A 23687-nucleotide genomic window follows, 5' to 3' on the forward strand; every position below is an offset into this window, starting at 1 on the left:
TTTTACTTAATTAAATATGCTTAACGCTGTGTTAGTGTCGGTATTATAGCTAAGAAGTTATCGCATAGGTACTGCGGATTATAATCCGCTAACTGCTCTCCCTGATGATACCCATAAGTAAGCGCTATCACGTCAATGTTAGCGGCTTGCGCTGCGAGTATGTCACTCTTTGAATCACCAATCATAATCGCTTTATCAGGCGTTATATTTAATGCATCGCAAGCAAATAATAGCGGCTCAGGTGACGGTTTTTTTGCCATGTCATCACCGCAAACAATCACTTCAAAATGACTGCGAATAGCGAGCTTATCTAAAAGCATTTCAGTAAAGCGGCGTGCTTTATTAGTAATAAGTGCTTTAGGCATACCACTGAGAGCAGCAAGACCAGTTTCAACATGCTGATATAACACACTGTATTCACCGACCTGCTCACTGTAATGTTGATAAAACAGGTTGGTAGCTCGTTCGCTTAAAGCCTCATCGAGATGCTCACTAATTTGCATATCGCCGCAAAGAGCTCGTTTAACTAACACCTCAATGCCATTACCTACCCAGCTTTCAACTAATCGCTGACTGACAATTGGAAACGCTAAATCGCTAAGTGTTAAATTTAAAGCCATATACAAGTCGTACACGCTATCAACTAGGGTGCCGTCTAAGTCAAAAAACGCTGCTTCATATTTCATTATTTAACACTTTCTAATTGCTGACGCATCTCATCAATCACCGTTTTATAATCAGGCTGATTAAAAATAGCTGAGCCTGCAACAAACATATCGGCTCCCGCTTCAGCCGCCGCGGCTATGTTATCTACTTTAATACCACCATCTACTTCTAAACGAATATCACGTCCAGATTCAACAATGCGTTGTTTTGCCTCTCGCAGTTTCTCGAGTGTTTGTGGAATAAAACTTTGCCCACCAAACCCAGGATTTACTGACATTAATAAGATCACATCTACTTTATCCATTACGTGATCGAGGTAGCTTAAACTTGTTGCAGGGTTGAACACTAAGCCTGCTTGACAACCTTCATCTTTTATCAATTGCAAAGTACGGTCAATATGCTCGCTCGCCTCTGGATGGAAGGTAATAATTGATGCACCCGCCTCGGCAAATTGTGGAATTAAGCTATCTACCGGTTTTACCATTAAATGCACATCAATCGGGGCTTTAATCCCGTAGTCGCGAAGTGCTTTACATACCATTGGGCCAATCGTTAAGTTAGGTACGTAATGGTTATCCATTACATCAAAATGAACGACATCAGCACCAGCGGCTAACACTTTGTCGACATCTTCGCCTAATCGTGCAAAGTCTGCAGATAATATTGAGGGCGCTATTAAGTATTTTTGTTCACAGTTGAGCATCGTTAATCCGTTAATGAATAATTTATGCCGTTAATGTAACTTAATTAGCGAAGTTACCCAAGTACCACCTTTAAAAAATAGCGCTAAATAAGTAATGTTAAAGCCTTATTGCGGCTAGTCATGAAAAAGAATAACCTGCTGAGGATGTAGGCTTTATAATTAAAAACAGAGTCAGTTTTTAAGCGGGTGTCACTCAGTATTTAACACACAATACAAATAAACAATAACAAAAATAAAGTGTATTATTTAAGCAGTTTTTGTTATGCTGCGCGAAGAACTAAATTATTAGGTTTATATTATGCGTGCTTTTAAAATTGGATTATTAATCACGTCGGTAAGTGTTATTATTGGAGCAGTATCGTTTTGCTCAAATACTGAGCAAGATTTAAGCTCTGCCAACATTTGTCTTCATAAAGAGCAAACCAACGCTATTAATAATAGCGCAACCCGTTGCATTCAAATTGAAGAGGATTCGTCTTGGGCCTCTTGGTTAACAGGTGATAGCCGTAGCGCTCAGTTTCATTACTTAGACTTGCTAGAGTTGTTAACGGGTACTGATGACAAACACAAACCCTCTTCAATCAAGCCATTATTTTAATTAAATGCAGCACTTTTTTAGCGCGTTACAAAGCGTACTGGCTGCATTTTTTGGTGTTCAATCTGAAGATAAGCGCAAAACAGACTTTAAGTACCACTCTCCAATTACGCTGATAGCTATTGCCGTAGTACTGTTTGTATTATTTGTACTGGCTATTTATGCAACCGTGACTTCGGTGCTAAATACATAGCCATTAGCTCATCCACTTTATTTCGTGAACCGCCCTTTGGACTAATCGTACGTTTAACCTGAATTTTATCCAGTGATGCTTGACTGTAAATTTTGCGTGTCCACACGGTATCGTGGTTTGAAATAAGGACTGGCGTGTTATTCTCAAATGCCGCTTGCTCAGCCAAGTTAGCTAAATTAGCCTGATCATCTAAGTTAAATCCGCCTTTAGCGTAAGAGGTAAACGATGCGGTTTTACTTAATGGCACATAGGGCGGATCGCAGTATATCACCGCATTTTTAGGGACCAGTTTAAATACATCATCGTAGCCTAAGCAGGTAAATGTTGCTTTTTGTGCTTTGCTGGCAAAAAAGTACATTTCTTTTTCAGGAAAATAAGGCTTTTTATATTTACCAAAAGGCACATTAAAAATGCCCTTTAAGTTATAGCGACATAATCCGTTATAACCATGGCGGTTCATATATAAAAATAAAATAGCTCGCTCATACACATCGCTGCTTTGGTTAAACTGCACACGATAATCGTAATACGCATCTGGATGGTTATTTAAATCAACAAATAGTTTTTTTGCATCGCTAATAAACTCATCCGGCGAACGTTTAAGCTCTTTATATAAATTGATTAAATCAGCATTTATATCGTTAAGTACGTAGTGTTTAAAATTACTATTTAAAAACACTGAGCCCGCACCAACAAAAGGTTCAACCAAGGTATCTGCATGTTTACTTGCTTGATTTAGTCGCGCGTTAATATCTTCAACGAGGCTGTATTTTCCGCCTGCCCATTTAAGGAAGGCTCTACTCTTTTGCTGCATTGGCTCTTTACTTCAATTCGGTGTTGCGCGATTTTACACTAAAGTCACTGAGTTTACTGATCAACTCGTGCAATTTCTTGTTTTATTTTGCTAATTTTTTTATAGAAAGGTTTATTTTTTCTTACTCCAGCGGGGAGTGCTTGCAGTGCTTGTTTTGCCTCATTTAAGTTAGCAAAACTGCCTGTTGTTACCACCCACCACATTTTACCATTTCGCTTAGTTTGGTATGTATTGGTAATACTTTCTAGCTTATGTTCAGCAATAAACTCATTACTTACCTGCTGCTGAGTTACGGCTAATAGCTGAATAACAAAATTATCTTCAGGTTGTTCCAGGTACCAGTTACTAGGTATTTTTACCATTTGGCTTTGCTGCTTTACCACCTCAGGTACGCTAATGACTTCTTCAACCGGCGGCGGTGCTGGCTTTTCTTGTTCAGTTAAAGTCGATGGCTCAGTTAAACTTCCTACAATTGCTGGCACGTCATTGTGGGCACGCTCATCTGTAGTTGGCTCTTTAGTTATAGGCTGTGGTGAGGTAAACAGGGTTGGTGATTTAGCCGGTTGTTGTTTATTTTGAATAGCTTGCTCGGTTGTAATAGCGGTTGTGAGGACTTGCTCATCGCTTTGACTATTAGCATTTTTCCACCATTGGGTCATATCAGCTTTGTATACAACGCCAATAATCAATAACATAATTATGAGTAATAGTGTGAGCAACTGTAAGCGCCAAGATACTTTGTCTTTTACTATAATATCAGCAACTTGTTCGCTAGGCTGCCAGGCTAATAAAAGACTTGGGTTACCTTGGGCTTCAACTAAAAAGGTTTTAAATACAGGGTCTTCATCATAAGGTAGCGCCGTGAAGTACCATCCCATTAGCTGCTTACTTTCAACCAAGTTTAATGGCTCTAAATGAATATTAACTGCCTCTTTAAACGGCAATTTAGACTGCGATGCAATCATAATGTAAAGCACATTGGGCGCACTTTTTGATAACAGCTCGAGCTCTGCAATTAGCTCATCAGATAAGTGCCTGCCGCCATCGATAACCCATAAACACGCGCCGCATTGTTGTTGCTTCGCTAATTGATAATAATTTTGTGATAAGCTCAGGTTGTGATCAATTAAAGGGCCATTAAAGCTTTGCTCTAATAATTGAGTCATCAATTGCACATCAGTCATCTGAGCGCCAACTTGCACAAACGCTTTATTAAAATCGTTATATTTATCAGTGATGAAGGTTTCAAGCAAATAGCTTTTACCTAAACCAGAAGTGCCCAACAAAACAATTAGGTTTTGACCATATTCAAATTGCAATGCGATTCTATCCACCAAAGCCGCACGGCTCGGTAAAATTTGTGACTGCATTTATTGCTCGATCAATGCTCTGACTTGCTCATCAGACACATCATCAACTAATGCACAATGACCAAATTCGGTGGGTAAAATGAATCTGATAGTCCCTTTTTTATTCTTTTTATCTTTTCGCATATGCAGTAAAAAGTGCTCACTGGTCATATCGCTAGGTATCTCGATTGGTAAGCTATATTGCGCTATTAATGTAGCAATACGCTCTACATCTTCTCGTGTTAAATCTTGGCGAGTATAAGCAAGCTTTGCAGCAAGCACCATACCTGTCGCGACCGCTTCTCCATGTAACCAGACACCGTAACCCATTTGCGCTTCAATAGCATGCGCAAACGTGTGCCCTAAATTTAACAACGCACGAAGGCCCTGCTCTTTTTCATCTTGTGCAACAATAAGCGCTTTAATTTCACAGCATCTGAAGATGATGTGCTGTAAACACGCCTCGTCTAATTGTTGTAATTTAGCGATGTTATGCTCTAGATAAGCAAACAGTTCAGTATCGTAAATCAAGCCATACTTAATAACTTCAGCCATACCTGCAGCAAACTCGCGTGTTGGTAAGGTATGCAACGAACGTGTGTCAATAAATACAGCTTGGGGTTGATAAAAAGCCCCAATCATATTTTTACCTAGCGGGTGATTAACCGCTGTTTTACCGCCAACTGAAGAATCAACTTGAGATAATAAAGTGGTTGGTATTTGGATAAATGGGACGCCACGCTGATAACAAGCGGCAACAAATCCAGTTAAATCACCTACAACGCCACCACCTAATGCAATTAAGCAGGTGTCACGGCCGCAATTATTCTCAAGTAGGAATGCCGATATTTTTTCAAACCAAGTGAGTGATTTATATTGCTCACCATCTGGAATAATAAAATGCAGTGGGTTTAGCTGTGCTAATGAATCAAGCAACTGTTGAAGGTACAGCGGTGCAATCGTTTCATTAGTAATGATGATAGGCCGACAATCACCAATGTGATGGATTAGACGGCCTGTATCTTGAAGTGCAGATTGACCAATATAAATAGGATAACTTCGCTCGTCTAAATTAACAGTTAATTCAAGCATGCTGGGTTAGTCCTTTTTAATACTGGCTTTTAAAAATCCAATTTCTCGATGATTTGGTTAGCAACAACTTTCGCGCTCTGCTCATCAGTGCGTACAACAAAATCAGCTACTTCTTTATATAATGGTTCACGCTCTTCTGCTAAGCGCTCAAGTACATCACGAGGTGCTTCTTCTGTTTGCAGTAATGGGCGACGCTTGTCGCGTTGCGTACGTGCAACTTGCTTTTCAATCGGTGTCTCTAAGTATACAACAATACCGCGAGCCGAAAGCTTGTTTCGAACTTCTTTACTCATTACAGAACCACCACCGGTTGCAAGTACAATACCTTGCATTTCGGTTAAGTCACCAATAACAGATTCTTCACGAAGTCTAAAGCCTTCTTCACCTTCAAGATCGAATACCCAGGCAATATCTGCGCCCGTGCGACGTTCGATTTCTTGATCAGAATCAACAAATTCAAGGTGTAATTGGTCAGCGATGTGACGACCAATCGTGCTTTTGCCAGCCCCCATGGGGCCAACTAGAAATATATTACGTTTCTCAGCCATATCTTTTAGTACAAACGAACTCTAAAATTTGAAATAAAACCCCGCCTAACGACCTGGCCCCAAAATTAAGAAAGGGATTATCTCAGTAATCGGTCGGGTATTTCAAGTCAATTAGGATAAAAAGCCATATAACGAGCAATTAAACTAAATAATTACCCACTGGTTAACAAAAAAGCACCTTATTATAGGCAAGTTTATCTTCTAGGGTTAAAATTTATGCAATTAAGGTTACTACATTGTTGCTTCATGAAAGCTTTTGCATGGTAACTTTACAAGAGCCTGAATTACAAACAACATAAACGCAGCCTTAAATACATCCGCAGTACAGTACATGATCAAAATTATATACTGTCTTATTGTACATTTATAGGGAGTGTTCACACCACGATAACTAAATTACATACCCATACTATCTAGGCTGGTATTCAACCTAGATAGCTTAAATATTTAGTCTATTTGGATTTTAGGTGTAACAAAAATCAGCAGTTCGCGCTTTTCATTGAACTCGCTTGTGCTTTTAAATAGTCTTCCTACGTAAGGAAGGTCGCCCAATAAAGGTACTTTTTTGGTCGAATTAATAATTTGCTGTTGGAAAATACCACCCAACACTACCGTTTGTCCATTCTCAACGAGTACTTGAGTCTCAATTTGTTGCGTATCGATGGCAACCGCTGGGCCTGTACCTGTTTGAACCGTATCCCCTCGGGTATCTTGAGTAATGATTAAATTTAAAATAACTTTGTTATCGGGTGTGATATGAGGTGTCACTTCTAGGCTTAGTACCGCCTTTTTAAAACTTACGGTTGTTGCACCACTTGAAGCTGACTCCACATACGGGATCTCAGTACCTTGTTCAATACGCGCTTTTTGCTGATTAGCTGCAGTAATGCGTGGGCTTGCAATGATTTCACCTTTGTTTTCTTCTTCAAGGGCGGTTAATTCTAAATCAATTAATGTTCCGTTAGCCAATTTAGCAATGTGCATACCTATACTTGCCGATGGATTCGCCACTGGTAAATTAACGTTAAGTCGATCAGAAAGACTAGGAATATTACCATTAGAAATCGTTTCCGCTCCTTCTAATGTGCCAGAAACACCGTCTGAGCCTTGCTGATCACTAAACCCCCAACGAACCCCCAAGTCTTCAGTTACGTTGTCACGTACGGTTACCATACGCGCTTCAATAACTACTTGTTTAACTGGTATATCTAAAGTTTCGACCATACGACGAACACTTTCAATACTTTTTGCAGTGTCTTTCATTAATAACGTATTGGTACGTTGATCAACAGACACGCTCCCTCTGGCTGTAATAATACTATTGGTATCTGTTTTTAATAAGTCGGCAAAGTCTTCTGCTTTTGCATAATTTAAGCGGATGTATTCACTGTAAAGTGGCTCTAAATCCTCAACTTGCTGTTTAGCTTTTAACTCTTTTGCTTCACGGGCAGCCAGCTCTTCAGATGGTGCAACCATTAAAATAGAACCGTCCATGCGTTTGTCTAAGCCTTTTATTCTAAGCACGACATCTAACGCCTGATCCCACGGAACCCCATCAAGGCGAAGAGTAATATTGCCTGTCACTGAGTCGCTTGTTACCAAGTTAAAATCATTGTAACCGGCAATAATCTGTAATACAGCACGAACAGAGATATCTTGAAAATTAAGCGTCATAGGACGACCCAAGTACTCTTTACCACCATCTAAGTAGGCATTTTGCGTTTCATCTTTCTCAACCGTTAAGGTAAAAATATTCTCAATTTGCTGATAGGTATAGGCAAATGCAGTGTTTGGTTCAATCACTAAACGTGTAAGGTTATCTTCTTTAAACGTTTCAATACTGCTCACCACAGTACCAAAATCAAGTACATCTAATTCATACAATAAATCATCTAAAATATCGGTATGATGAAACTCGGCAATGATTTTTCCACCGCTTTCATGCACCTCTACAGCTGCCTGAGTATCTTGTAGATAAACAAGTACTTTCGCTTCACCTTTTTCTCCACGTCGAAAATCAATTGCTTGAATACCGTTAATATAATTAGACGTGTAAGCAGGCTCATCTTCGCTGGTTGTTAAAATTTGCTCTGTAAGTGGGTTATCTGAAATTCTAATAGAAACTAAATTATTGTTTACTTCAGTCTCATAAATTTTTAATCGGTCCAAGTTAATGGTCACTTTTAAACCCGCACTGGTCATCATACTCGTGATGTTACTGATACCAGCTTGGTTGATAGCGATATTCGTCAACCCTTCATCTAATTCTACCCCATCAAATAGTAGCTCTATTCTTGCAGGGCTATTAAAAACTTGTACTGCTGGTTGCTGCTGCAACTCTTCATCAAAAACTAGCTGTAATTCGGTTTCACCTTTAAGCAATGGATTATATCGAACGTCATAGAGTAAAGGGGCTGCACTTACGGCTTTTGTCATTAGTAGTAAAAAAACAAACAATAAAGCAGATAAAATACGATGATGCGAACACTCACCTTTATGCATATAGGGTATACCTTTTTTCTTATTAATTTGCGCCATTGGTTGCCGCCTCTAACATTTCTAATTTGGTCAAACGTTCTTTCCAACAACCTGACCCATCAGGGATTAATTCTACTAATTCAATATAGTCACTATTAACACTGCTTACTTTTCCGTCATAGGTGCCTAAGTAGCTTCCTATTGTTACTCGGTGCAAGGTGTCATCAGCAGCTGTAATGAGCGCCCATGTTTTGCCGTTCGATCCTATTGTGCCCCTCATTGCTAAATTATCTAATGGGTACTTCTCCAGTGGCTGACGAACACGCTCTGGGTCTGGGTGAAGACAGTTTTTAACTTGTGTTAGCTTGTTTTGAATAATTTCTGGTTCTGGTGCTACAAAAGGGCTACGTAAGTCTTTGGCGTTATACTCAAAGTGCTCAAACTTAACTAGCTCAGGTATTTTTTCAATACGTGCCGTGGTATTTGCTTTAACCTGATCAATAAATTCTTTTTGCTCCGATGTATCCTCGTTACAGCCACTGAGCAGCAACATCGCGGTGGTTAAAAAGAGAAGCTGCTTCATCATCTCACCCCCTCTTCATAACGGTAAGTTTTTGCTACTACACTGAATGTTAGCTGCTTTTCGCCAGATGATAAAATAGAAAAGTCATGTAAACTGACAATTCTTGGTAGTTGAGCCACTTTCCCTACAAATTCGCCAAACTCATGATAAGTACCTACCACCTCAATTTTAATTGGCAACTCGGTATAAAACTCTTTTTCAACTTCTGGCAACCAACCAATTTTTAAAAATGTTAACCCGCTGGTTGTACCCACATAAGAAAGGTCGTCCAATAATCCTGGCGTCTCATTTGAAGTAGGTAGGCGTTTTAATAATTGAGAGAATTTATCTTCCATCTCAACCATTTGCTCACGATAAATATCAAGCTTACTGGCAACTGCATATTTAGTTCGGTAGGTTGTGCGTAACTCAATTTCCTTAGCAACGGCATTGTGGTAGCTGTCTATTTCATCCGACACTAATAAACTGTAGCTAAAAAACAACACCAAACAAGCTACAAAAGTTACGCATATTGCTTTTACAATAACGGGCCACTCACCGATGTTATCGAGCTCGATTTCATTCCAATCGATTTCTGTAAACGATTTAAAATCAAGGTTCATTGCGTACCTCACCTATTTTGCCAAATGGTTTTACGTAAAACTCCATATTAAAATCGCTGAGTAAACGTGAAGATTGATCGCCGGCAACAATACCTTGCATAGTCGGGCGCTCTAATAAGTAAGAGCTTTGTACCTGTCTGAGCATAGTAGATAAACGATTATTAGACTCACTTTTGCCTAACACTTGAATTTGATTACCTTTGCGCTCCAGCTTGGTTAAATAAACCCCTGCAGGCACTATTTTTGCCACTTCATCCATTATTTGGGTGCCTAAATTACGGCTACTTTGTAACTCTTCAATTAAACGCATACGTTGTTGTAAGTTTTCTTTTTTCTTGTCTAAATCACGTATGTCGCGAATTTTATTGTCGAGCGTTGTAATTTCTGAACTAAGATAATTATTTTTTAACGTTTGCCCTTCTTTTAGAGCACCATAAAACACACTCAGCATATACATACCAGCAAAACAGACGATAACCACAGCCATAAGAAGTGTTATAAATTTCTTTTTAGACTGCTCACGCTGTAGCTCACGCCAAGGTAATAAATTTATATGTGGCATGATGAAAAGCTCCTCAACGCCAGGCCAGTCGCAATTGCAAATTGAGTGCGGTGGCGCTGTATTATATTACGATCAACTCTAGGGGATATTTCCATCTTATCAAATGGTTCAACAACAACTGTGTGTATTCCTAATTCTTCAATCAGCAATCTATCAATGCCTTTAATCATCGCTGAGCCGCCCGTCAATACAATATAGTCCAATTGTTCTTTACCTGTGGTAGTTAAAAACATTTGAACAGCACGACGAACCTGCTGGAGTAACGATGTTTGAAAAGGAGCTAACACTTCAAATGTATAGTTTGGAGGTAAATCACCGGTTGTTTTGCCAATTTCAGCTTCATCAAAGCCTTTGTTGTAGTAAGCAACGATACTATTTGTGTAATGGTCGCCACCAAATACTTGGTCACGGGTATAAATTGTCTCACCAGATTGCACTACACTCACCAAGGTGAGTACAGCACCAATATCAACCACTGCAACCGTTTTGTCATATGCATCTGATGGTAACTGTTGGTAGTAAACATCCATAGCGCGACTTAGTGCATAGCTTTCAACGTCCACTACTTTTGCGGTTAAATTCGCAGCACTTAACGCACCGACTCTGGCTTCAACGCTTTCGGTTCTAGCGGCAGAGAGCAGTACATTTATTTTGCTCGGGTCAGCACTATTTATAGAGAGCTTTTCAAAATCAAGACTCACTTCATCTAGTGGGTAAGGAATTAAGCTGTCGGCTTCAATTTCAATCTGCGACTCTAATTCAGCGTCGCTTAAGGAAACATCCATAAAAATAACTTTGGTAATCACGGTTTGCCCAGAGACGGCAACAGACGCGAATTTTAGCGACTTTGGTAGCTTTCGTTTTAACTTGATTATCACATTACCAATTGCTTCAATATCTTGAATATTACGCTCGCTCATGGCGCCTTTTGGCATAGGTTCAATTGCAAGTGCTTCTAGTCGAAGCCCAGTTTCTGTTTCACTTAAAAGTACGGCCTTGATAGAGTGCGATCCAATATCAATACCTACCATCATTGGTGATGGTTTTTTTATTAGTTGACTTAGCATGTTTGCAACTTTGCCTTTGCTTTAATAATAAACAAGTTATAATTTATATCTTAAAAAATATTATTCAATTTTTAATCAATATATACTAGCAGTCTCAACCAGTAATTGGGAGTCCGTTTAGGGAAATATCAGTGATTTTATTAAAAAGAACTTTACAATTTTTGATCCTTTGTGCATTACTTGCACTAATTACATTGCTCAGCCTTTATTACTACGTTAAATCCGATATTCCCAGCGTGCAAGTTTTAAAAAACGTGCAATTACAAACGCCTATGCAAGTATTTACTAAAGATGGGCTTTTAATCAACCAATTTGGTGAAAAAAGACGGATCCCTGTAACTATAGATCAAATTCCCCAGCCTTTATTGCAGGCTTTTTTGGCAACTGAAGATAACCGCTTTTACGATCATATCGGTATTGATCCAATTGGTATTGTGCGCTCAGCACTAGTACTTATTTCTACTGGTGAGAAAAAGCAAGGTGCCAGTACTATTACCATGCAATTAGCTCGTAACTTCTTTTTAACACGAGAAAAAGCCTACATTCGTAAAGTAAAAGAAATATTTATTGCCATTCATATCGAAAACCTCCTCTCAAAAGATGAAATATTTGAGCTTTACCTAAATAAAATCGAATTAGGAAATCGTGCCTTTGGTATTGGTGCTGCGGCTCAAGTTTATTATGGTAAAGAACTAAAAGAGTTAACTCTTGCGCAAATGGCAATGATTGCTGGTTTACCAAAAGCTCCTTCAGCACTTAATCCTATTCGTAATCCAGAACGTGCTAAAGCAAGAAGAAATGTGGTGTTAGGAAGAATGCTTGAAGAGAAGTATATTTCAAGAGCGCAGTATAATGAAGCCACTAACCAACCAATTACCGCGTATTTTCATGGAGCTGAAATTGACTTATATGCGCCGTACATTTCAGAAATGGTACGAGCAGAAATGGTGTCACGCTACGGTATAGATAAAGCCTATAACTCAGGGTTTAAAGTGTACACCTCTGTTGAATCAGATGTTCAAAAAGCAGCACAAACAGCTCTAGTTAATAACCTACATGCCTACGATATGCGCCATGGTTTTAGGGGCCCTGAAGCCATATTGTGGGATCCGCAAACAGAGCCGCCATTGACGCAGTCGAAATTATTAAATACTTTAAAAGCTGTTAATGAATTTGGCCCTTTAAAAACGGCTGCGGTGTTAAGCGTGAGCGATAAAAGCGCTGAAGTTATACTTAAAAGCGGCGAGCGCACAACCCTTACTTGGGATAACCTAAAATGGGCACGTAAGTTTATTACACGCTATCGCCAAAGCTTTGCGCCTGAAACAGCAAGCGATATATTAACCCCAGGCATGCAAATATGGCTGCGTAAAAATGACGATAATAGCTATATTTTAAGTCAAATACCTGAAGCGGCGAGCGCCATTGTTTCTTTAGACCCACAAGACGGGCGCATAAAAGCCATTGTTGGTGGATATAGTTTTGAACAAAGCCAATACAACCGAGCTGTACAAGCTAAACGCCAAGTAGGCTCAAATATTAAGCCGTTTATATATTCAGCTGCGCTTGAAAAAGGCTACACACTAGCGTCAATTTTAAATGATGCTCCTATAAATCAATGGGATAAGAGCCAAGGCGTTGCATGGCGACCAAAAAACAGCCCAGCTATTTATAATGGTCCAATTCGCATTCGTCGTGCTTTAGCCCAATCTAAGAATGTAATTTCCGTACGCTTATTAAGGGGCGTTGGACTGCAAAGAACAGCCGATCATTTATTAAAATTTGGTTTTGACGATAAAGATATAAATCGTAGTGAGTCACTGGCATTAGGCAGTGCATCCATTACGCCGCTTGAATTAGCTCGTGGGATGAGTGCTTTTGCTAATGGCGGTCACCTAATTGAGCCGTACTTTATTTCACAAATCCAAGATGCAATGGGTAATACGTTATTTAAAACCAATCCCACCATTATTTGTGATGATGAAACGACAACACCTAGCTCGCTAATGCTAGGTGAGCAAGTAGCACCAAATTGTGCGCCGCAGATCATCTCTAAACAAAATGCATTTTTAATTGCCAGCGCAATGAATAGTGCTATTTGGGGTGGCGGTAGCTGGTCACATAAAACCGGTTGGAGTGGAACAGGCTGGCGTGCACAAGCGCTAAAACGTCGCGATCTTTCTGGTAAAACAGGCACGACTAATGATTCTGTAGATACTTGGTTTAGTGGCTTTAACCGCGATGTGATGACATCAGTTTGGGTTGGCTTTGATAACCCAGGTAATACACTGGGACGCTCAACCTACAATAACAACTTAGGAAGTGGTCAAATATCAGGTGCTGAGTCAGGCGCAAAAACAGCTCAGCCTGCATGGGTTGATTTTATGCGCGCTGCACTGGATGGTAAACCTGCTGCGCCAATCGAACCACCTGAAGGCTTAGTTTCTATTCGTATTGATTTAGAAACCGGGTTATTAAGTCATAAAAACGATTACACCAGCCGTTTTGAATACTTTGAAAAAGGCACCGCTCCTACCAAGTATGTGTTATCACAACCAAATGATATATTTGAAGAAAACACTAAAACTGAAGAAGAGCTATTTTAAATATAGTGAACAATGAAAAGGCCGCTAATTAGCGGCCTTTTTGATGGTCTAACTAATATTTTGTACCAGCCAGTATAAGTCAGAGTGAACGCCAGCAGCAGTCACTTCTTTACCCGCACCGGGGCCTTGTATCACTAATGCGTTTTGGTTATACCACTGGGTATTAATCACAAAAATATTATCGCCAGGGGTCAAATTCGCAACCGCTTCGCTTTTTGGTACATAGGCAATCCCTACCTTAACGTTTAGCGTGTTGTTTTCAAACTCTAATAACCCGGTGTAGCACAGTGCAGCATTTTGTTGCTGAGCCGCTTGCGCATGCTGCTCAATAAACGCATCTAAACGAGCCTTGTTATCAATAAAGTCATTCCAGCTGCCAGCACTTAACTCATCGGGCATCAATGCGGATAAAGAAATGTCATCAAGTTCCAATTCAATACCTAATTCACGCGCTAAAATAAGCAACTTACGTTGCATATCTCGTCCAGATAAGTCTTCTCGAGGATCAGGCTCTGTGAACCCCAAAGCTTGCGCTTCTAGAACTAAATCTGAAAACGCTTTACTGCCATCATACATACTGCATAACCATGACAGCGTGCCTGAAAACACGCCTTCTATTCGCGTTATTTTATCGCCACTATTTTGTAAATCAGCCAAGGCAAAATTAATCGGTAGTCCGGCCCCTACACTTGCATTATAACGCCAATGTAAGCCACGTTGAGCAAGGCTTTCACGTAGTGTTTGATACCACGAAAGCGATGCGGTTCCCGCGTATTTATTAGCACTAATTAGATGGCAGTTTAATTCAACTAACTTACTATAAAGCTGACTAAAATATTCACTTGCGGTCATGTCGATCACTATTTTATGTTCATACTCAAGAGTATCTATGTATGACAATAAATCGGCTTGTTTATAGGAGCTTGCATGGTTTTCCCATTGAAGTTGCCAGCTTTCACAGTCTAATCCATTAGCATTCACCAGCATTTGCTCTGAGCGTAAAAGCGCTACTAACTTGACGTTAAAATCAGTTGATAAGCGTGCTAGTTGAGCAGGTAATTGGCGCATAAACTCAGCACCTACATTACCAAGTCCTGCAATAATTATAGCTATTTCTTGTGCTTTATTAATGAGCTTGTCATGTAACAGGCTCAGCACATCACTTTCAAGTACTTGATCGGTTAATAGTAACGTATATCCCTCACCGTAATGGGTAAACCGAGGCTGGATAGATTGTGTTTGTAATAAGGCTTCACTTTGCTTACCAAGCGGCGCTACCTCTTGATCAGGTGCAATAATCGCCACCCCATTTAAGTTTGACTCACTAATATTGGCGCGGCCAGCAAAATAATTAGCCACCTGGTGTGTCGCTGACGCAGGGACTAGTAAGTAGATTTCGCCTTCGTGTTCAAAGTGATGCAAACTATGCTGAATAAGTTGGCTAACATGTGCTACTTCGCCTTCACTCAGATCATCAACAATGAGTAAATCCACATTATTTACTGTGGTTAAAAAGCGTTTTTGTTTACTCATTCCTAGTTTAACTATTTCGGTATGACTGCCTTGAGGATCGTAACTACTGCGAACAACTAATTCTATATCGGTATCTTTTAATGGCGATAATGTTTTAGCGTGTAATACTGGATTACCTAACCTCGCTAATAAATTAGCTTGATCACGGCACACTCGCGCATACTTAACCGCATTAGCAACCTTACGCGGATCAGTACTAAAAACACCTTGAGTGTCAGTCCAAATAGAGACTTTTTTAGCATTGCAATACCGCGCTAATAAAGTGGCACTGTAATCACTGCCATTTCGCCCTAAGGTCACTGTTTCACCATGTAAATCAGCCGCAATAAACCCCGTAACTACATTAATTTTACTCGTCTGTATGGCTTTTAAGCACTGCTGCTGATTATTAGCATGCTGCAGCTGTCCGGCATCTAACGTAAATAACTGCCTAGCGTCATGGGCACAAGCGCTAACGTTAAGTTGTTCTAAGTAAGCGCTTAGTAACCTTGCAGACCACAATTCACCATGTGCTAATAACGCAGCTTCAGCTAATGTCCCTTGCTTAGCCTGCTTGGTAATAATACTGAGCTCAGTTTCAAGTAAATCAAGCGCATGGTGCTTAGCGTTAGCTATTAATAATTGCTCAATTAGAGCTATTTGATGGTTGCTCAATAGCAATACAATATCAGCAATAGCTTGAGTGTCTTGCTGTTGATAGCTTTGCCACAGTTTAACTAAGGTATCGGTGGTTTTATCGGCAGCCGATACCACCACACAATCCCCAGCGTGAGCGTGAGTTAAAATAATATTTGCGACACTTTTAAAGCGATCCGCTGAGCTTAAACTCGAACCACCAAATTTATGAACCTGATTTACCATATTAATACCGACTCGCATTTATGTTTTGTATTTTGAAGAGTGGTATGCACTACCATAACGCCGGATGCGCCGCGTTTAACTTTGCTGAACCAAATGATTCACTAGCACCACTTTTTGCCGATAGGCCGGGATCGGCGTGCCCTGGGCGCACCAAATTAAATACCCTGTCTAAGTCAGCGAGTAAATCATTTACATCTTCAATACCCACCGAGATACGAATAAGCGTGTCGCCTACTCCGGCTTCTGCACGCGCGGTTGCGTCCATGCCGGCGTGGGTCATAGTCGCAGGGTGACAAATCAAACTTTCTACTCCACCTAATGATTCCGCTAAGCTAAATTCATTTAAGCGCGTTAAAAACGCTGCAGCATCGTTTATATCGCCTTTTATATCAAAACTAACCATAGCACCAAAGCCAAGCTGCTGCGCCTTAGCTAGCGCATGTTGAGGGTGTGATTCAAGACCTGGGTAGTAAACTTGGGCAACAAACTGGGAGCGTTCTAAATACTGTGCAATGGCGAGTGCATTTTCTTGGTGTTGCCTTAAACGCACGTTTAAAGTACGTAAGCCTCTGAGAGTTAAATAGCTATCAAATGGCGCGCCGGTGATGCCAATGTTATTTGCCCACCACGCTAACTCTTCACCTAACTCAGCAGTCGCTGCGATAACCGCGCCACCAACAACGTCTGAATGGCCATTGATATATTTTGTGGTTGAGTGCACCACAATATCAGCGCCAAACTTAATCGGGTTTTGTAATGCTGGCGATAAAAATGTGTTGTCGGCGGCAACCAGTGCACCACACTGTTTAGCTGTATCAGTTACCGCTTTAATATCTGTTAAGCGTAAAATAGGATTGCTAGGTGTTTCAATCCAAATCAGCTTAGGTTTAATAGCAAGGATGCGTGTCAAACTGTCGCTTTTGGTAAAATCGACCACTTCTAGTTTTAATAAGCCGCGCTTTTCTAGCGAAGTAAATAAGCGATAGCTGCCCCCATAACAGTCATGAGGGATCACTAACGTATCGTCACTATTAAGTAATTGTGTTGTTAGGTGAACGGCTGCCATGCCTGTTGCGGTAATAATGCCTTTAGCGCCACCTTCAAGCTCCGTGAGCGCCTCAGCCAAAATGTCACGATTAGGGTTACCACTGCGGCCATAATCATATTGGCGCTTTGTATCAAAGTCAGCAAATGAGTAAGTTGTTGATAAATAAAGCGGTGGAACAACCGCACCATGCTGTTTGTCGGCTTCTATGCCACTACGAACAGCAATTGTTGCCTTATTTTTTTCACTCATTTTCGCTACCTTTACTAATTTGGATGTTTAGACGTCTAAAAGGTAGCGCATGCAATTTAAGATGTCAAAACATTTAAATGTCTAGATAGCTAAATAACTAGTATTTGACTATCTTTTTTAAACCGATAGAATTTCACGCATATTTACACGCTTTGATGCTGTGTGAGCAATTTATAATCTGAGGCAACGATACATCTTATGGCTAAATGGAATGGTGAATATATTCACCCATACGCAGAACACGGGAAAAAATCCGAACAAGTAAAAAAGATCACCGTTTCGATCCCGCTAAATGTATTAAAAGTATTAACTGATGAACGTACTCGTCGTCAAATAAACAACTTACGTCATGCAACAAATAGCGAGCTTTTATGCGAAGCGTTTTTGCATGCGTTTACCGGGCAACCGCTGCCTAATGATGATGATTTGCGTAAAGATAACGCAGAAAAAGTACCTGAAGAAGTGAAGAAAATAATGCAAGAAATGGGACTAGAAGTGCCTATTTTAAATGAAGACTAGAAGGGTCTTTATACAAAAAAACCTCAGCAAATGCTGAGGTTTTTTTTGCGCTAATTTACACTTAACAATTACGCCATGTAGTTTTCTGGCATATCAATTTGTGCAACACCAGAGTCTACCGCCGCCTGCGCAACCGCTTTAGCTATACGTGGTAACAAACGTGGATCCATTGGTTTTGGTATAATATATTTAGCACCAAACTCTAATTTGTCGATGCCTGCGGCAGTAAGCACTTCAGTCGGCACGGGCTCTTTAGCAATACTGCGAATTGCTTCCACAGCAGCAATTTTCATCTCGTCGTTTATTTCACTGGCACGTACATCTAACGCACCACGGAAAATAAACGGAAAACACAATACGTTATTAACTTGATTCGGATAATCAGAGCGACCTGTAGCCATAATTAAATCGTTACGTGCAGCGTGTGCTAATTGCGGATCGATTTCAGGATCGGGGTTTGAACAAGCAAATACCACGGGTCTATCAGCCATTAATTTTAAATCTTCAGGGGCTAATAAATTAGGGCCCGATACACCCACAAACACATCGGCATCTTCAATTACATCTTGTAAAGTACGTTTATCGGTATTGTTTGCAAATAATTGCTTATATTCATTCAAGTCATCACGACGCGTATGAATAACTCCTTTGCGATCTAACATATAAATATGTTCACGCAACGCGCCACACTTAATTAAAAGCTCCATACAGGCAACAGCTGCAGCGCCGGCACCTAAACATACAATAATTGCATCTTCAATTGCTTTGCCCTGTACTTCCAGCGCGTTTAGCATACCCGCAGCCGTTACAATAGCCGTACCATGCTGATCATCATGAAAAACAGGAATGCTACAACGCTCTATAAGCGCTTTTTCTATTTCAAAACACTCTGGCGCTTTAATATCTTCTAAATTAATTCCACCAAAGGTGTCGGCAATATTAGCCACCGTGTTAATAAAGTCTTCGGTAGTACGGTGCTTAACTTCAATATCTATAGAGTCTAACCCTGCAAAACGCTTAAATAGTAGCGCTTTACCTTCCATAACGGGTTTTGAAGCGAGTGGACCTAAATTACCTAAGCCTAAAATTGCGGTGCCGTTAGTAATAACCGCAACCATATTTCCTTTACCAGTATATTTGTAGGCATTTGCTGGATCAGCGGCAATTTCACGAACAGGTTCTGCGACACCAGGGCTGTATGCGAGCGCGAGGTCTTTAACCGTCTCAGCGGGCTTGGTCAGCTCAATACTGATTTTACCTGGAACGGGATGGGCATGGTAATGTAGTGCTTGTTCACGAAAATCTGACATAACGCGATTATATCCTGCAATTTAAGTTAAAGTGAGAGGTAGTTTTAATCTACGATACCTTTATTATTTTTAAATTCCAAGCAATATCAGGTCTATCCTGTTATATGCTAGAACTGTTAATTTTAAGTGATTTATCAGCAACTTCCCTAGATTATCCTGACATTTTTAAAATATAAATTCGTCATAAAAATGAAAAACACAGGTACTTTTGCCCTTGTTCTATTTTTATAAAGCGTATTTTTTAGTCTTAAATTAAAATAGTGAAATACCGAATTTTATTTAACTTTAAACACAAATAACCTCACGTTACCTGCATTTGAGTACCATCTTTAAAGTTTAACAAATAAAAATATAGAGAATATTGGCTGTTTTGTCTGCAAATGTTTATGCATACTCAGAATAAGAACAGGAAATAGTTATGCAAAAAAAATAAATACAAAATTGCTAAGAAAGCAGATAGGAAAGTAAATTTTGGCCACAAAAAAAGCACCCTAAGGTGCTTTTTTTACATAGAAACAAAAAATTATTTTTTGCTGCTAAGTGCACCGAAGCGCTTGTTGAAGCGATCAACACGGCCGCCAGTGTCTAAAATCTTTTGCTTACCAGTGTAAAACGGGTGACACGCAGAACATACGTCTAAGTGAATGTCTTTACACAGAGTAGAACGAGTTTCGAATTTGTTTCCGCATGAACAAGTTGCAGAAATTACTTCGTACTTAGGGTGAATACCTTCTTTCATAGGAACCTCTAGTTAAGGCCGCATCGCTCTCCAAACCCGAAGTCTGGCACCATACGTCGTTAAAACAAATTTATTGGTCGCGAATTTTATCCAACAACCCGCACGCACACAAGCTTTAATTACCCTTTTTGCTAAAAACTCGGCAAACACCTATTCATTACTGATTTGTCGGTAGGCTTTTAATGCTATTTTTAGTACATTAAACCATTACGTTAATTGGTTGAGTTGTTATGCATTTTGCTGAAGTTGCAATAAAAGTCCCCTTGCCTCGCACCTTTGATTATAAAGTGGATGAGCAATTAGTACCGCTGACTCAATTACAGCCTGGTATGCGCGCGTTAGTCCCTTTTGGCAATCAACGTAAAGTAGCGGTTATTCTTAGCTTAAAAGCGGATACAGCAGTCCCCGAAGGCAAAATAAAATCTATTATTGAAGTTATTGACGACTCACCGGTGTTATCTGCGCAGCATTTAGAGCTACTGAAGTTTACAGCGCGTTATTATTGCTATCCACTCGGTGAAACTATTCATATTGCATTGCCCAGTGCACTGCGCCAAGGTGAGTGCCCTGATAAAACCAGTATAAACATGGTGACATTAAGCGAAAAGGGGGCACTTTTACCGTCTTTAAAAGCTAAAACACAGCTTAATCTGCTTAAGCAATTATCAGCATCCGGTAAATCATCATTAACCGAACTCAAAGCCCTCGGGTTTAATAAAAAAACCATTGATACCCTTTTAGATAAAGAGCTAATAATTCAAACCATTGAACACGACAATCAATGGCAACATACCTCGCCAACGGTTGGCAGCAAACCTCGTTTGAATAAAGAGCAAGCCATTGCCTGCACTGCAATTAATCAAAGTACTGGGTTTAAGAGCTTTTTGCTAGAAGGTGTCACTGGCAGCGGAAAAACCGAAGTTTACCTACAATGCCTAGAAGAAGTATTAAAACGTGGCGAACAGGCGCTAGTACTTGTTCCTGAAATAGGGCTAACGCCTCAAACGGTCAATCGTTTTAGACGTCGCTTTCCTGACACCCCTATTATGTTATGGCACTCGGCATTAACCGATAACGAACGTCTACAAACATGGCGCTTTTGTGAAAAAGGCAGTTGTGCCATTGTTATAGGCACCCGTTCGAGTATTTTTCTGCCATTTTTAAAGCTCGGGATGATTGTGGTTGATGAGGAGCATGATGCCTCATTTAAACAACAAGACACTTTACGCTATCATGCCCGTGATTTAGCTGCGTATCGTGCCTATCAGCATCAAATTCCACTTATTTTAGGTAGCGCCACGCCGGCATTAGAAACACTGCATAAAGCAATTAATAACAAATACCAGTTACTCACATTAAGTGAGCGCGCGCAAACCGCCACCGATAATCAGTTTAAGCTGCTCGACATGAAAGGTCAGCCTGATCGAGCCGGTATTGCGCATGCCAGTCTTGCAATAATGCGCCAGCACCTAAATAGAGGAAAGCAGGTGATGGTATTTTTAAATCGCCGTGGGTTTTCTCCTACCTTGATTTGTCATGAATGTGGTTGGTTGAGTGAATGTAGCCGATGCAGCACCAGTGCGACTTTCCATAAGGCAATAGGCCAAATGATTTGCCACCATTGTGGCGATCAATATCATGTACCGCATCAATGCCCTGACTGTGGTAGTACGCAAATATTTCCTAACGGCAAAGGCACCGAGCAAATAGAAGAGTTTTTAAGTAGTGAATTTGCAGACACCCCGATCAGCCGTATCGACCGTGACTCAACTCGGCGTAAAGGTAGCCTTGAAAAAGCACTGGATGAAATAAACCAAGGCGGCGCACGTATTTTAGTTGGTACGCAAATGCTGGCAAAAGGCCACCATTTTGCTGATGTTAGCCTAGTACTTATTTTAGATGTCGATAGTGGTTTGTATTCGTGTGACTTTAGGGCTACTGAGCATTTAGCACAATTAGTAACACAAGTTGCAGGACGCGCGGGACGTTCTGGCGAACCCGGTGAAGTATTATTACAAACGCACTTTCCTGAGCACCCCTTATTACAAGACTTAGTTAATAATGGCTATCAAGATTTTGCCCGCTTTGCACTCACTGAGCGAAGTGATGCACAGTTGCCACCTATTACGAGTATGGCAATTGTTCGCGCACAAGGGCATAACATAAAGCAAGTCGTCGACTTTCTAACGGATTTGGTTCCTGTCAATGGGGTATCTGGTATACAATTGCTCGGACCGATCCCCGCGCCTTTAGAAAAAATTGCGGGAATGTATCGTTTTCAATTACATATTCAAGCGCAAGATCGACGCATACTACATCAGTATCTCGCGCAAATGGTTGATTATCTCAGCACTAGCAAACTTGCACAAAAAGTTCGCTGGAGTTTAGACGTAGATCCTACAGACATGATTTAGGTAAGGCCACATATAACACCATGGCACAGCACGATTATATTAATAAAAAACCAAAAAATAGAAAAAACACTAAACAAGAGCCGGCTAAAAAACCCTTCCCGTTTTTGTTAATCATTATTACCTTGTTACTAGTCGGTGGTTTCGCATACGGACTCTGGTTTGTTAAAAACAATGCCGATCCAGAGCTTGTTGAAAAGCAAGCAAATCCAACACCCGAAAAACAAGTAGAAATAGCTAAACCGCGGCCACCTAAATTTATTAAAGAAATTAAAGAGCATGAGATTCAGGTTGAAGTAAAAGAACTTGAACAAAAAGGTCCTTATGTCATGCAATGTGGTTCATTTAGAACCCATCAGCAAGCTGAAACCTTAAAAGCTAAAATAGCGTTTGCAGGATTAATTTCAGAAATCAAAAAAACCACAGGCAGCAATGGTATTTGGTACAAAGTGCGTTTAGGGCCTTATGAAACCAAGCGTCATGCAGAAAGTGATAAGAACAAACTTAAACGAATTAATATTGTCGGCTGCGGAATTTGGAGCTGGACTTGAATTTAAACCATTCACCCATATAACCTCTTCATAATCGTTTTTTACGCGCTGCCCCTTGCAGCGCGATGATGAGGAATAACATGACTACAATCGTAAGTGTACGCCGTGATGACAAAGTTGTTATTGGTGGTGACGGCCAAGTATCTCTTGGTAACACAGTAATGAAGGGCAATGCCCGAAAAGTTCGACGTCTTTATAATGGCAAAGTTATCGCTGGGTTTGCTGGCGGCACTGCTGATGCCTTTACTCTTTTCGAACGTTTTGAAAGCAAACTAGAAATGCACCAAGGTAACCTCACTAAAGCGGCTGTAGAAATGGCTAAAGATTGGCGTAGCGATCGTGCCCTGCGTAAACTTGAAGCTTTACTTGCTGTTGCTGATGAAACAGCTTCGCTAATTATTACCGGCAACGGTGACGTGGTGCAACCAGAAAACGACCTAATCGCAATTGGCAGCGGCGGTAACTTTGCGCAATCAGCTGCAACCGCCTTATTAGAAAATACCGACTTAAGTGCTCGTGAAATTGTAGAGAAAAGTCTAACAATTGCTGGCAACATCTGTGTATTTACGAATAACTTCCAAACTATCGAAGAATTGTAATAGGAACTC

At 40.4% G+C, this 23687-nt stretch carries 22 protein-coding genes; 7 read left to right on the top strand and 15 right to left on the bottom strand.

Annotated features, from left to right (window positions below):
* Positions 1-20 precede the first annotated feature (20 nt).
* Both MTN96_RS15285 and rpe read right to left on the bottom strand, forming a co-directional pair.
* Positions 21-686 carry a phosphoglycolate phosphatase gene (locus tag MTN96_RS15285; protein ID WP_036981107.1) on the bottom strand — a complete coding sequence of 222 codons (666 nt, stop codon included), beginning with the start codon at positions 684-686 and terminating at the stop codon, positions 21-23.
* Positions 686-1369: a ribulose-phosphate 3-epimerase gene (rpe, locus tag MTN96_RS15290; RefSeq protein WP_028834492.1), complete on the bottom strand. Its 684-nt coding sequence runs from the start codon at positions 1367-1369 to the stop codon at positions 686-688. Before rpe ends, MTN96_RS15285 begins: the two co-directional genes overlap by 1 nt.
* A gap of 298 nt (positions 1370-1667) precedes the next feature.
* On the opposite strand from rpe, the gene MTN96_RS15295 reads away from it, so the two are divergent.
* Entirely contained in the window at positions 1668-1967 is a 300-nt protein-coding gene (locus MTN96_RS15295; RefSeq protein ID WP_214552037.1) for a hypothetical protein, read from the top strand.
* Positions 1968-1971: 4 nt separating this feature from the next.
* Positions 1972-2157 (top strand): DUF2970 domain-containing protein, encoded by a 186-nt coding sequence (locus tag MTN96_RS15300; RefSeq protein WP_008115053.1) that lies wholly within the window; start codon positions 1972-1974, stop codon positions 2155-2157.
* On the opposite strand, the gene MTN96_RS15305 is transcribed toward MTN96_RS15300, so the two are convergent.
* The 9 genes from MTN96_RS15305 to MTN96_RS15345 form a co-directional block, all read right to left on the bottom strand.
* Complete coding sequence (locus MTN96_RS15305; protein ID WP_036981101.1) at positions 2120-2971, bottom strand: Dam family site-specific DNA-(adenine-N6)-methyltransferase; 852 nt, start codon at positions 2969-2971, stop codon at positions 2120-2122. The two genes, MTN96_RS15300 and MTN96_RS15305, sit on opposite strands and share 38 nt — an antisense overlap.
* A gap of 53 nt (positions 2972-3024) precedes the next feature.
* Complete coding sequence (locus tag MTN96_RS15310; protein WP_069438816.1) at positions 3025-4341, bottom strand: AAA family ATPase; 1317 nt, start codon at positions 4339-4341, stop codon at positions 3025-3027.
* Positions 4342-5412 (bottom strand): 3-dehydroquinate synthase, encoded by a 1071-nt coding sequence (gene aroB, locus MTN96_RS15315; protein ID WP_248532162.1) that lies wholly within the window; start codon positions 5410-5412, stop codon positions 4342-4344.
* A gap of 29 nt (positions 5413-5441) precedes the next feature.
* Positions 5442-5960, bottom strand: a complete 519-nt coding sequence (gene aroK / locus MTN96_RS15320; protein ID WP_008466255.1) for a shikimate kinase AroK — start codon at positions 5958-5960, stop codon at positions 5442-5444.
* A 447-nt stretch (positions 5961-6407) separates the two neighbouring features.
* Positions 6408-8498: a type IV pilus secretin PilQ gene (locus MTN96_RS15325; RefSeq protein WP_138626377.1), complete on the bottom strand. Its 2091-nt coding sequence runs from the start codon at positions 8496-8498 to the stop codon at positions 6408-6410.
* Positions 8485-9021 (bottom strand): pilus assembly protein PilP, encoded by a 537-nt coding sequence (locus tag MTN96_RS15330; protein WP_036983362.1) that lies wholly within the window; start codon positions 9019-9021, stop codon positions 8485-8487. Before MTN96_RS15330 ends, MTN96_RS15325 begins: the two co-directional genes overlap by 14 nt.
* Complete coding sequence (locus MTN96_RS15335) at positions 9021-9623, bottom strand: type 4a pilus biogenesis protein PilO (RefSeq protein WP_036981094.1); 603 nt, start codon at positions 9621-9623, stop codon at positions 9021-9023. Before MTN96_RS15335 ends, MTN96_RS15330 begins: the two co-directional genes overlap by 1 nt.
* Positions 9613-10185, bottom strand: a complete 573-nt coding sequence (locus tag MTN96_RS15340; protein WP_069438813.1) for a PilN domain-containing protein — start codon at positions 10183-10185, stop codon at positions 9613-9615. The genes MTN96_RS15335 and MTN96_RS15340 overlap by 11 nt, the downstream gene beginning before the upstream one ends.
* The gene (locus MTN96_RS15345; RefSeq protein ID WP_036981089.1) at positions 10173-11252 is read right to left on the bottom strand and encodes a pilus assembly protein PilM; all 1080 of its coding nucleotides are present in this window, start codon (positions 11250-11252) and stop codon (positions 10173-10175) included. The genes MTN96_RS15340 and MTN96_RS15345 overlap by 13 nt, the downstream gene beginning before the upstream one ends.
* A gap of 131 nt (positions 11253-11383) precedes the next feature.
* Here MTN96_RS15345 and MTN96_RS15350 point away from each other — a divergent pair, with 131 nt between their 5' ends.
* Positions 11384-13858 carry a penicillin-binding protein 1A gene (locus MTN96_RS15350; protein ID WP_248532163.1) on the top strand — a complete coding sequence of 825 codons (2475 nt, stop codon included), beginning with the start codon at positions 11384-11386 and terminating at the stop codon, positions 13856-13858.
* A gap of 48 nt (positions 13859-13906) precedes the next feature.
* Here the strand turns inward: MTN96_RS15350 and metL are convergent, their stop codons facing one another.
* Both metL and metB read right to left on the bottom strand, forming a co-directional pair.
* On the bottom strand, positions 13907-16252 hold the full coding sequence (gene metL, locus MTN96_RS15355; protein WP_248532164.1) for a bifunctional aspartate kinase/homoserine dehydrogenase II: 2346 nt from the start codon (positions 16250-16252) through the stop codon (positions 13907-13909).
* Between the two features lie 49 nt (positions 16253-16301).
* Complete coding sequence (gene metB / locus MTN96_RS15360) at positions 16302-17549, bottom strand: cystathionine gamma-synthase (protein WP_248532165.1); 1248 nt, start codon at positions 17547-17549, stop codon at positions 16302-16304.
* Between the two features lie 198 nt (positions 17550-17747).
* On the opposite strand from metB, the gene metJ reads away from it, so the two are divergent.
* Positions 17748-18068 (top strand): met regulon transcriptional regulator MetJ, encoded by a 321-nt coding sequence (metJ, locus tag MTN96_RS15365; protein ID WP_008115021.1) that lies wholly within the window; start codon positions 17748-17750, stop codon positions 18066-18068.
* Between the two features lie 68 nt (positions 18069-18136).
* Here metJ and MTN96_RS15370 read toward each other — a convergent pair whose 3' ends face one another.
* Both MTN96_RS15370 and rpmE read right to left on the bottom strand, forming a co-directional pair.
* Positions 18137-19378: a malic enzyme-like NAD(P)-binding protein gene (locus MTN96_RS15370; RefSeq protein WP_013463901.1), complete on the bottom strand. Its 1242-nt coding sequence runs from the start codon at positions 19376-19378 to the stop codon at positions 18137-18139.
* Positions 19379-19901: 523 nt separating this feature from the next.
* Positions 19902-20117 carry a 50S ribosomal protein L31 gene (gene rpmE / locus MTN96_RS15375; RefSeq protein WP_008115018.1) on the bottom strand — a complete coding sequence of 72 codons (216 nt, stop codon included), beginning with the start codon at positions 20115-20117 and terminating at the stop codon, positions 19902-19904.
* Between the two features lie 230 nt (positions 20118-20347).
* Between rpmE and priA the strand changes: the two genes are divergently transcribed.
* From priA to hslV, 3 genes are all read left to right on the top strand, one after another.
* On the top strand, positions 20348-22531 hold the full coding sequence (gene priA / locus MTN96_RS15380; RefSeq protein ID WP_069438811.1) for a primosomal protein N': 2184 nt from the start codon (positions 20348-20350) through the stop codon (positions 22529-22531).
* A gap of 20 nt (positions 22532-22551) precedes the next feature.
* A complete protein-coding gene (locus MTN96_RS15385) occupies positions 22552-23079 on the top strand; it encodes an SPOR domain-containing protein (protein WP_248532166.1) in 528 nt (175 codons plus the stop codon).
* Positions 23080-23159: 80 nt separating this feature from the next.
* Positions 23160-23678 carry an ATP-dependent protease subunit HslV gene (gene hslV / locus MTN96_RS15390; RefSeq protein ID WP_008115012.1) on the top strand — a complete coding sequence of 173 codons (519 nt, stop codon included), beginning with the start codon at positions 23160-23162 and terminating at the stop codon, positions 23676-23678.
* The last annotated feature ends 9 nt before the right edge of the window (positions 23679-23687 follow it).

The organism is Pseudoalteromonas sp. 2CM28B (assembly GCF_023161935.1).